The following is a 10,025-nucleotide window of genomic DNA, read 5'->3' on the forward strand; positions in this document are numbered from 1 at the left end:
TCACCAGAAGAGCAGTCTGGTGCCCGCTTAAGCGTAAAATCAGTGCCCGTGGTCACCAGAAGAGCATTTTGGTGCCCGCTTAAGCGTAAAATCAGTACCCGTGGTCACCAGAATAGGGTTTGATTCCCGTTCAAGTGAAAAATCAGCCTGAATGGTCATCAGAAGTGATATTAAATACCAGCTCAAGTCACTTTTCAAGGTTAAAAATAGTAGTCTTACTCTTTTCGTTTTTTCTATAACCTAATAGAAAGCCCACTCAAAAACTGCTTAAAATGCATATGAAGTAGTGTAGGCAAAAATATTAGGAGGTTACCCAAAATGTATTACCTGAGAGGAAGACCAAGTTATTATAGAGGAGACGAACGGTTCCTTGGTTTGTTATTTGGCGCCCCATTTGCTGGAGGTCTTCTAGGTGGGTTAATTGGAGGTGGGATAGCTGGATTTGGAACGGCAGCTCTCCTTGCTAATCGACCGTTTTATGGAGCACCATTTCCGCCATATTCACCATATGGCTTTGGATATGGTGCATATGGTGGATATGGTCCATATGCACCACCGTTCCAAGCAGGCTTCCCTTATTATTAAAAGTAATTTTCACATAGGAAAAAGCTCTCTCTTTACAGAGAGCTTTTTCCTTTTATTTTCGTAAAAAAATGGAAATCTATTTCCATCTTAACTTTAATGATAAACTGCAGCATTTCTGAATTTGATTGATGGATTCGAAGTCTAAAACCAACCCATCTGGTGTATACCTAACTTTAGGGATATGTTTGATTCCGGTTGATTTAATCATTGTACTAACCTTGTCCTGCTGTGATGCTTGTGCCGCACTCATTAATTGAAATGAAAAGGTTCTGGAAGAAGCCATCTTTGTTAATAATAGGCTGACATCTCTCATAATATTCTCCATATCCTTTGCAGAACTCATGAAGGTCCCCGGGTCTACAGTCGGATATTGCCGATTGGGCATACCTTGGAGAGGGTAATAGGGAAATTGATAAGGTGAAGTACAAAAAAAAATTTGTCCATAAGTAAAATGGGGAGTCATTCCAAATGGCCCCCTTTCTTTTTATCCTATATATGCGAAGAAAGCTTTTCCTGTGTTTCCACAAGTATTAATAGATGGAAAACTCTGTTATATTATTGTAAAAGGCGTAAAGGGGAGAATTGAATTGAATCTGAAAAATACATTGATTGAAGCTCTAGGGATGGAAATCATATCACTTGAAAAAGGCAAGGTTGTTGCGACAATGCCTGTTGATGAACGAACAAGACAGCCATTTGGTGTACTGCATGGCGGAGCCTCTGTCGCTCTTGCAGAAACTGTAGCAAGCATTGGCGCTTACGAACTGGTCGATCATGAAACAGAATCGGTTACGGGGCTTGAAATAAACGCCAACCATATAAGAGCAAAGCGGGATGGAAAGGTTACTGCCATTGCAACCGTTCTTCATCAGGGAAGAACGACAATGGTTTGGGATATTAAAATTGTTGATGAAGAGGAGAAGCTAGTCTGTGTGTCAAGGTGTACAATGGCTGTTATAAAGAGAAAATAGGAATGGATAGGGCTGAATTCGAAATAGGTTGAAATTCAGCCCTTTTTAGTAGAAAAACAACATACCAGCAATTAACAGATTAAATTTGAAAATGACTGAGGTAATAAAAAGATGATAATAGGAAATAGAATGATAAAGGGAATTATGAAAAAAATAGGATACCCTTAAGGAATAAGTGTTATTGCAATCTAAGAGTGGTGGAATGAAACGAGAGGATTCGAAATGAACAAAAAGAATAAGATGTTGCGAACGTCAAAAGTATTATCAATGGCATTCGTAATCTTCGTCCAAATTTATTGGTATAAAATCCGAAAAAAGCCTGAAGAGGAATGGAAAAATCTTTGGAGGAAAATAGGAGAAAGGTTTCGAAAGACGCTTTTTGAATTAGAAGGGTTACTAATCAAAATTGGACAGATATTAAGTATTCGTACAGATTTACTGCCAGAAGCATTTATTCTCCAAATACAAGACCTTACTGATAAGGTTCCTTCTTCTAGCTGGGATGTAATTCAACAAATCCTTGAAACGGAATGGAAAAGTCCCATCGATCAGCACTTACTTTCAATTAAAAAGGAAGCTATTGCGTCAGCTTCGATTGGAGAAGTATATAAAGGTGTTCTGAAGGATGGGACAGAGGTTGCCATCAAAGTGAAGCGCCCCAATATCCAATCGATCATCCAAACGGACTTTCGTATATTACGCATTATTATCTGGTTTGCTGATCACTTTGTTCCTATTCCAAAAGGCTTTATCAATTTTAAAGTCTTATTTCAGGAGCTTAAACAAGTGATTGAACGGGAACTTGATTACTCAAAAGAGCGGGAGGTTTTGCTTTCTTTTAAAGAGAGATTTAAAGATGTGGATGCAGTACAAATCCCTTCTGTTTTCTCAGAGCTAAGTACTTCAAGGGTCTTGGTGATGGAGTGGATACATGGTATAAGACTTACAGATCGAGATGGGCTAGAGCAGTTAGTAGTAGGCAAGAACGAATTGGCCAAGCGGCTAATCAAAGTGTTTCTACCCCAATGGCTTGAACCAGGAATGTTCCATGCTGACCCACATCCAGGTAATGTCCTAGTTTCAAAGGAAGGAAAAATAATATTACTAGATTTTGGTATGGTAGGGGAAATCTCGAAAATGGATGCTGAATATTTCCAAGATTTAATTAAAAGCTTTCTTTCTAAAAATTATACTAAAGCCGTGGAAAGCTTGATTCATTTAGGTTTTTTCCATGATGAGGGAGATTCAAAGACGCTAGAAAAGCTATTAGCGGAAACTATGTCTTTTCAACTCTCAGATTTAAAAGATATGGATATGATTGCCTTAAAAATAGAAATGAATGATATGATTCAGGCACTCCCCATTCAGGTTCCAACAAGATTTGTTTTTCTAGGACGTTCTTTCGTAACGATTGAAGGAATTCTACAAGAATTAGCACCACAAGAGGAGCTAATTGATTTAGCAAAACCGGTATTTTTTGATTGGTTAAATAAAAAGGAGAATAATAAATGGTCGTTTGTCTGGATGTGGATTCAGTCACAGCCTTTATTTAAGGTCTTGCATTCCGCTTCAGAGTTTCTTAAAGCTCCGCAAACCTTTGAGCGCATAAAGGAAGTGGAACAAAGAAGACAATTTCAGTTTACTATTTTTGAAAATTATAAAAAGCAGCTGTTCCAATTAACACTGCTGGGTCTTATCGGGATCGCAGCTGGTGCTTATACCTCTCAACCCATTATTTTTCAATTATCGATTGGCATATCAGCCATCTCTAGTGTTTGTTATTGTATTTGCAGCTATAAGCTAAAAAAATGGATGAAATACATGCCAGAAAAGCGAAGATAGGACTGACAGAAATGAATGATATGTTAAATGATCCAAAATAAATCTTCGGATGGGAGAAATGAATAGATGAAAATAGTAAAAGCAACATTAAATGACCTAGAATCTGTAACTGAGCTTTTTGATTTATACAGGATATTTTATAAACAGAAATCTGACATCGAAGGAGCAAGGGATTTCATTCAAGGCAGATTAACTAGTGAAGATTCCGTTATTTTTATCGCGCTTGAAGGTGAAAATGCTGTTGGTTTTATTCAATTATATCCATCCTTTTCATCGGTCGGCATGAAACGTATTTGGATTTTGAACGATCTATATGTAAAAGAAAGTGTACGAGGGAAAGGCTTTGGCGAGAAATTAATGAAGAAAGCTATCGAATTTGCCAAGGATACAGAGGCTAAAGGAGTTCTCCTTGAGACTGCTGCAGATAATTTAGGAGCACAAAAGCTTTATGAGAAAGTGGGTTTTACAAAGGAAACTACTTATTTTTACTTTTATTCCATATAAAATTTAACCTTTAGGGAGAGGTCTATATGAATGCAAATTGTTTTATTTGTAAAAAACATAAGGGAGAGCTGCAAACATCCGGGGTGTTAATTTACGAGGACGAGTATGTATATGTTGGACATATTGATAGTAATGGGAAGCCCAATTATTTAGGACATCTTATGGTAGATTTAAAGAGACATGTCCCTACTCTAGCAGAAATGAATCCCGAAGAAGCAAAAGCATTTGGCATGATAATGGCGAGAGTGAGTAAAGCACTTAAAGAAACTGAAAAAGCTGAGCATATTTATGCTGTTGTTTCTGGTAATGCCGTTCCACATTTGCATATGCATCTTGTCGCCCGTTATCCTAATACTCCTGAGGAATACTGGGGGCCGTTTGCAGTATATGATTCCCCAAATGCTCGTATGGGCGACAATAGTGAAGTTATTGAAGTTTGCAATAGATTAAAAACTTTTCTTGAAATGAACCCCTATGAGTAAGGCCGGTGTATATGAATATAGTTGGGTAGGGAGCAAAGAAAGTTTTGTTGACAAAATAAATATTCATAGGATTAAGCATGTTGTTTTAGGGCGTTTTGGCGGAAATAAGACAGCGGGCCAGTATAAGAATGAAGATGGCTGTGTTATTTGGGTGGATGAAAAAATGGATTGGGAATTTGTTATCCTTTTGGACGCTCACCAAACGGCGGAAAGTGCAGAATTAGTCATTTCCACTTTTGAAGCTCAGAAACATGCCATAAAGGACATTTTATCCCTTTCAATTAACGAATCCTTTGATAGTTTAAGTAAACTAATATTAACCACTTTCAAAAGCCAATGGTTCAAAGAGGCTTGTCAAAATATTCAAGGAGAAACAGCTTGTCTGTTTGTTATGAGAAAAGGCAAGTTTCTTTGGTGGCTATCAATTGGCGATTGTGCACTCTATCTTTTTCACCCAGAATTATCAGCTCTGAACGAATTTCAGCAAAATCATAGGAGCTTCTATGAATGGGTTGGACGAGTTAATACTTTCGATTTGCCTGTTCCATGCTTTAGTGAAGGAAGAAAGGAACTAAGAAAAGGAAAAAATCATTTGTTTTTAACAACTGATGGACTGATAGAATGTCCAAATACTAATTTTGAAAAACCTAAAGAAATTTTTAAACCATTTGAGACTCGCTCAAATGATGAAAGTGTAAAGCAACTGCTGGAGGAAATTAGAGGTAAAAAAGTTCGTGACAGCACAACGATCATTTCCTGGTTTGTACAAATTGCATCAAATGGCAGCCTTCCTAGCCAGTGATAGAAATTTACGAAAAATCAATGATAACATCGATAAATAATCAGACCATTCCTATTCTAATTCGGAGGAATGGTCCAAAACAAATTGTTTGAATTTTTCAGTTGCAGGTGATAAATATCTTCCCTCTACCCACGCAATTCCAATTGTCCGTTGGCACTTTGGACCTTTGATAGGTATTTGTGATATTTTACTTTGGTCTGTCCCTTTTAAATTCGGTAGTATTGAAATTCCCAGTCCAGCTGCGACAAGCCCCGCAACAGTATCTGCTTCCGCTCCTTCAAATATAATCTTAGGTGCAACTCCCACTTTTTTAAACAATTGCTCTATGGTGATACGAAGGGAGAACCCTTCTTTTAAATGAATAAAAGATTCATCTGCAATTTCTTCTAACGTAATGTTTTTACGATTAGCGTATTTGTGGTCTTTCGGGACAATAACAAACAGTTCCTCATTCCAAAGCTGCCGCCATACAATTGGTGATTTAATTCCCATTGGAGCAATTAGACAAAGATCCATATCCCCTAATTGCAATTGATCAATAAGATTATGGGAGGGACCTTGTCCGAGTCGAAAGTTAATTTTTGGATAGTAGGCACGAAAAGAAGCGAGTAAATCAGGTATATGACTTGTACTCAAAGTGTGCAGAAACCCAAGAGACACTTCTCCCTTATCTGGATCAAGTAATTCTTTAATTTCTTGTTTACCTTCATTGAATTCTTTCATCATGCTATCCACATGCTTTAAAAAAATTTGACCGTATTTATTTAATCGAATAGAACGTCCCTGACGTTCAAATAAAGGCACTCCTATTTCATCCTCAAATCGGGCAATCGAACGGCTAAGGGCTGACTGGGAAATGGAGAGAGCTTCTGCAGCGTGCGTCACATGCTGCATTCGTGCCAGTGTTTGAAAGTATTCAAACTGCTGCCATTCCATCTTATAACACCACTTTCCAATTGAATTTCTTATTACATATATGCATTAAATTCATCGATATAATGAATTATACAACATATAAAATCGGTGGTACTATAAAAATAGGAAGCTCGCAAAGAGGCTTATTAAAACGAAATTTTTTAAGGGATGATTGATTTATGCATCAATTTGGAAGTCACGCGAATTGGGCGATTGTATGATGAGTTACATTCAACAAGGTACGACACTCTTTCGCAAAACCAGTTTTGCTTTCTTTGCTGCTGGTTTTAGTACATTTTCCATTCTTTACTGTGTACAGCCTTTAATGCCAGAATTTACAAAGGAATTCAATATTAATCCAACAACAGCAAGCTTATCACTTTCCATAACTACAATGGCGCTTGCTATTAGCATGCTGATTATTGGTTCATTATCAGAAGTATGGGGACGCAAGCCGATCATGGTCATTTCCATGCTTGCCGCTTCTGTCGTTTGTATTCTCACAGCATTCAGTCCTAATTTTCATTTTCTGCTGGGGTTCCGAACGATTGAAGGAATTTTATTGGCAGGTCTGCCCTCCATTGCCATGGCTTATCTTGGAGAAGAAATAGAACCGAAGAGTCTTGGAGCGGCTATGGGTCTATATATATGTGGCAATGCAATTGGTGGTGTTTTTGGCAGAGTTTTCACAGGTACGTTGAGCGACTATTTTGGTTGGCAAATAGCTATAGGGGGAATTGGGTTCTTAAGTTTAGCCGCTACTCTGATTTTTTGGAATAGCTTACCACCTTCGCGAAATTTTAAAGCCCGTCAATTAGAAATTGGAAAGTTAGGTAAATCATTAATTGACCATCTGAAAGATCCAGCTTTAGTTTGTTTATTTGTCATGGGATTTTTACTTTTAGGGAGTAATGTAGCGTTGTTCAATTATATAACTTACATTTTTCTCGAAAAGCCTTATTCGCTAAGTCAAACATTTGTAAGCTGGCTATTTTTAATTATGATCATTGGAATGTTTAGCTCTGTCTGGACAGGAAAATTAGTAGAACGCCATGGTAAGCAAAAAATATTATTCATCAGTCTATTCATTGCTTTGATCGGTGTCCTTTTGACTTTGAATTTTCATTTATATATAAAAATAATCGGTCTTGGCTTATTTACTTACGGTTTCTTTGGAAGTCATGCGATTGCTAGCAGCTGGGTCGGCCAACGTGCTATACAAAGCAAAGCACAAGCCTCTTCCTTATATTTATTTCTTTACTATGCTGGTTCAAGTGTAGGAGGAACACTCGGAGGGTTATTTTGGTCAAAACTCGGCTGGGGAGGAGTCGTTAGTATGACTGTTGGCTTCCTCATGATTAGTTTAGTACTTTGGGTGTTGGTTTCAAAAATTGTACAGAATTCGAAGAAAGTTTCTACAGTAGCCTAATTGTTCCTTGTTTGTAGAAAAGGAATTGGATGCTAGCTAACCAAGCCGGTGAGAGGCGTTAATTGATTTTGAAAAAGGTGAATGATTGATTAGCAATATTAACGGGGTTTTAATACTGTTAAACATATGATAGAATGTAATTAATCAAATATTGAATTACTTGGAGGAGTCTGTCACCAAGGGATAACTATGTCCTTTGGTAGCAGGCTCTTTTTGTATTTCAATAATAAAATAAGGGGGAGAAAGATTGATTATCTTACAATTAGCGATCATTTTATTTGCAGCAAAGCTTGCAGGAAGTATAAGTGTGAGATTAGGGCAGCCTTCAGTCTTGGGAGAAATTATTGTTGGGATTTTACTAGGACCATCTGTCTTTGGCTTAGTAACTGCGACAGATACCTTAGCAGCGTTTAGTCAGCTTGGAGTTATCTTGTTAATGTTTATTGCAGGGTTGGAGACAGACCTTAATGAATTCAAGCGTTCTGGGAAAGCATCAACCTTTGTTGGCTTTGGTGGAATTATTTTTCCGCTTTTCTTCGGGTATTTAGCAGGTTTAATGATGGACCTTTCATCCTTCCAATCTATGTTCTTAGGATTAATGCTTTCAGCAACTAGTGTAAGCATCTCTGTTGTGGCATTAAGGGAGATGAATCAATTAAAAACTCGAGAGGGTACTACCATTTTAGGGGCAGCTGTCATTGATGATGTCGTTGTGATGATTGCGTTAGCATTCTTAATGAGCTTCGCAGGTGGAGATGTTAGTTTAAGTACTGTCATTTTAAAGAAAGTTCTCTTTTTTGCAGGAGCTCTGCTAGTAGCATGGAAGGCTGTACCTTACGTTTTAAGAATATTCTCCAAACTGAAAGTCTCTGAACCTATAATTGCAGCTGGATTAATTATTTGTTTTGTGTTTGCTTATGCTGCTGAAATCACAGGGGTTGCGGCTATTATCGGCTCTTATATGGCAGGTATAGCTATTAGTGTAACAGGCTTTAAGCATGAAATTTTTGAGAAGGTAGAAACTATTAGTTCGGCTGTCTTTGTCCCGGTATTCTTCACGTTTATTGGAATTTCTTCAGAGTTTTCAGGGGTTATTGATTCCTTATGGATCATTATCCTATTGAGTGTTTTAGCGATATTAACGAAATTTATCGGTGCCGGTTTAGGTGCCAAGTTTGCTGGCTTTGGTTGGAATAGTTCAATGGGAATCGGATCCGCAATGATTTCGCGGGGAGAAGTGGCACTTATTATCGCCGCTTTAGGAATTGAATCCAATTTAATAGACAAAGATTTGTTTGCTGTAATGATTGTTGTTATTCTTGTTACAACCATTGTGACGCCGCCGATGATGAAATGGTTTTTTAAAGATTCTGAGGCAGAGATGAGTATTAATATTAGGAAGAGTGTATAAAGAAAAAAGGGACGAATGCTCTATAGCATCTGTCCCTTTGCTTGTTCTTAACCAAATATTAGAATGACAATAAAATAAGCGACCATCGTAATTAAACCAAGTGGAACACCAAATCTTGCCCATTCCTTACTCGTAATATTCAATTTCCCTGCAGAGATAATGTTCGGAATGTTTCCGGGAATAAGCATACCGCCGCTGATCATCAATCCAAGTAAAATGGCTCTAATGGTTGGCTCGTCCATTGCAGGGCTAATTTCTGCCGCAGCAAGTGTTGCATTATCCAAAATAGCTGAGATCATATTGATCCAATATAGAACATAAGGGCTCATTCCTAGTAAATATTTTTCAATGAAAGGTTCGAATCCTGCACCTAGGAAAGTAAGTCCCATTACAAAAAGGTAGATTTTAACTGCACGAATAATAATTTCTTTATAGCTTTCCTTTTCAAGGGATGCCGTTAATCCATCTTTCCCCTTTTGAGGGTTAATTAAAACAGCTGATAGAATTCCAAAAATGATTACAGCGATAATGACATCGGCGCCAATAAGCTTAAATAAATAGAAAAATTCCTCATTTAATTTGCTGATAGCAATCGTAGAAAGCGGTTCTCCAATTGGAGTAAGAGCAGCACCAAGACCAATTGAGAAACAGGCTAGAACAACGAGACGTACCTCTGATTTTCGGTCAAGGCGAATAACGCTTACGATAACGACTAGCACGATCGCGGCAATAATTGCAGTAATCACACTAGAAATTAATCCAAGAACGATTGTAACTAATGCTAAAAATAAGCGAAACGGCATCATATTGCTTAATCCAAGAATCCCTTTTTCGATTGGACTTTGGCACCATCTAAATATTAAACCAGCTATAAGTACAGCAAGAGTAATATGGATTGGATCTTCAAGAGCCTTAATAAATAATTCTCCATTTAGCACCTGGCTGATCGTTGCTGCGGCTAAACCCATAATAAATAAAAAGGCTTCTAGATTATGTTCTACCTTTTTTACTGTGAATGGCAGAAATAATACTAATATTAAAACAATTGTTAGTCCAACTATCATTCTATTTGTCAGTCCTTTTC

Annotated in this window: 11 protein-coding genes; 8 read left to right on the forward strand and 3 right to left on the reverse strand. The window is 37.5% G+C overall.

Annotated elements, in window-relative coordinates; all coding sequences use genetic code 11:
- The first annotated feature begins 318 nt into the window (after positions 1-318).
- Positions 319-585 (forward strand): hypothetical protein, encoded by a 267-nt coding sequence (locus tag V7149_RS12090; protein ID WP_335345877.1) that lies wholly within the window; start codon positions 319-321, stop codon positions 583-585.
- Between the two features lie 76 nt (positions 586-661).
- Here the strand turns inward: V7149_RS12090 and V7149_RS12095 are convergent, their stop codons facing one another.
- Positions 662-1,048: a hypothetical protein gene (locus tag V7149_RS12095; RefSeq protein WP_335345878.1), complete on the reverse strand. Its 387-nt coding sequence runs from the start codon at positions 1,046-1,048 to the stop codon at positions 662-664.
- Between the two features lie 124 nt (positions 1,049-1,172).
- Between V7149_RS12095 and V7149_RS12100 the strand changes: the two genes are divergently transcribed.
- From V7149_RS12100 to V7149_RS12120, 5 genes are all read left to right on the forward strand, one after another.
- Positions 1,173-1,556 carry a hotdog fold thioesterase gene (locus V7149_RS12100; RefSeq protein WP_335345879.1) on the forward strand — a complete coding sequence of 128 codons (384 nt, stop codon included), beginning with the start codon at positions 1,173-1,175 and terminating at the stop codon, positions 1,554-1,556.
- Between the two features lie 222 nt (positions 1,557-1,778).
- A complete protein-coding gene (locus V7149_RS12105) occupies positions 1,779-3,398 on the forward strand; it encodes an ABC1 kinase family protein (protein WP_335345880.1) in 1,620 nt (539 codons plus the stop codon).
- Positions 3,399-3,464: 66 nt separating this feature from the next.
- Complete coding sequence (locus tag V7149_RS12110) at positions 3,465-3,902, forward strand: GNAT family N-acetyltransferase (RefSeq protein ID WP_335345881.1); 438 nt, start codon at positions 3,465-3,467, stop codon at positions 3,900-3,902.
- A gap of 26 nt (positions 3,903-3,928) precedes the next feature.
- Positions 3,929-4,384, forward strand: a complete 456-nt coding sequence (locus tag V7149_RS12115) for an HIT family protein (RefSeq protein ID WP_335345882.1) — start codon at positions 3,929-3,931, stop codon at positions 4,382-4,384.
- A complete protein-coding gene (locus V7149_RS12120; protein ID WP_335345883.1) occupies positions 4,377-5,186 on the forward strand; it encodes a protein phosphatase 2C domain-containing protein in 810 nt (269 codons plus the stop codon). The genes V7149_RS12115 and V7149_RS12120 overlap by 8 nt, the downstream gene beginning before the upstream one ends.
- A gap of 51 nt (positions 5,187-5,237) precedes the next feature.
- Here V7149_RS12120 and V7149_RS12125 read toward each other — a convergent pair whose 3' ends face one another.
- Positions 5,238-6,122, reverse strand: coding sequence for a LysR family transcriptional regulator (locus V7149_RS12125; RefSeq protein ID WP_335345884.1), 885 nt, complete (start codon positions 6,120-6,122; stop codon positions 5,238-5,240).
- A 199-nt stretch (positions 6,123-6,321) separates the two neighbouring features.
- On the opposite strand from V7149_RS12125, the gene V7149_RS12130 reads away from it, so the two are divergent.
- Positions 6,322-7,530 carry an MFS transporter gene (locus V7149_RS12130; RefSeq protein ID WP_335345887.1) on the forward strand — a complete coding sequence of 403 codons (1,209 nt, stop codon included), beginning with the start codon at positions 6,322-6,324 and terminating at the stop codon, positions 7,528-7,530.
- A gap of 247 nt (positions 7,531-7,777) precedes the next feature.
- On the forward strand, positions 7,778-8,941 hold the full coding sequence (locus V7149_RS12135; RefSeq protein ID WP_335345885.1) for a cation:proton antiporter: 1,164 nt from the start codon (positions 7,778-7,780) through the stop codon (positions 8,939-8,941).
- Between the two features lie 47 nt (positions 8,942-8,988).
- Here V7149_RS12135 and V7149_RS12140 read toward each other — a convergent pair whose 3' ends face one another.
- The gene (locus tag V7149_RS12140; protein WP_335345888.1) at positions 8,989-10,005 is read right to left on the reverse strand and encodes a DUF1646 family protein; all 1,017 of its coding nucleotides are present in this window, start codon (positions 10,003-10,005) and stop codon (positions 8,989-8,991) included.
- Positions 10,006-10,025 lie beyond the last annotated feature (20 nt).

The organism is Bacillus sp. JJ1503, from assembly GCF_036965125.1.
Lineage (GTDB): Bacteria > Bacillota > Bacilli > Bacillales > Cytobacillaceae > Cytobacillus.

Coding starts and splice junctions, on each gene's coding strand:
- V7149_RS12140 (WP_335345888.1), bottom strand. CDS start 10,005: ATGATAGTTGGACTAACAATTGTTTTAATATTAGTATTATTTCTGCCA.
- V7149_RS12115 (WP_335345882.1), top strand. CDS start 3,929: ATGAATGCAAATTGTTTTATTTGTAAAAAACATAAGGGAGAGCTGCAA.
- V7149_RS12095 (WP_335345878.1), bottom strand. CDS start 1,048: ATGACTCCCCATTTTACTTATGGACAAATTTTTTTTTGTACTTCACCT.
- V7149_RS12110 (WP_335345881.1), top strand. CDS start 3,465: ATGAAAATAGTAAAAGCAACATTAAATGACCTAGAATCTGTAACTGAG.
- V7149_RS12105 (WP_335345880.1), top strand. CDS start 1,779: ATGAACAAAAAGAATAAGATGTTGCGAACGTCAAAAGTATTATCAATG.
- V7149_RS12125 (WP_335345884.1), bottom strand. CDS start 6,122: ATGGAATGGCAGCAGTTTGAATACTTTCAAACACTGGCACGAATGCAG.
- V7149_RS12090 (WP_335345877.1), top strand. CDS start 319: ATGTATTACCTGAGAGGAAGACCAAGTTATTATAGAGGAGACGAACGG.
- V7149_RS12120 (WP_335345883.1), top strand. CDS start 4,377: ATGAGTAAGGCCGGTGTATATGAATATAGTTGGGTAGGGAGCAAAGAA.
- V7149_RS12130 (WP_335345887.1), top strand. CDS start 6,322: ATGAGTTACATTCAACAAGGTACGACACTCTTTCGCAAAACCAGTTTT.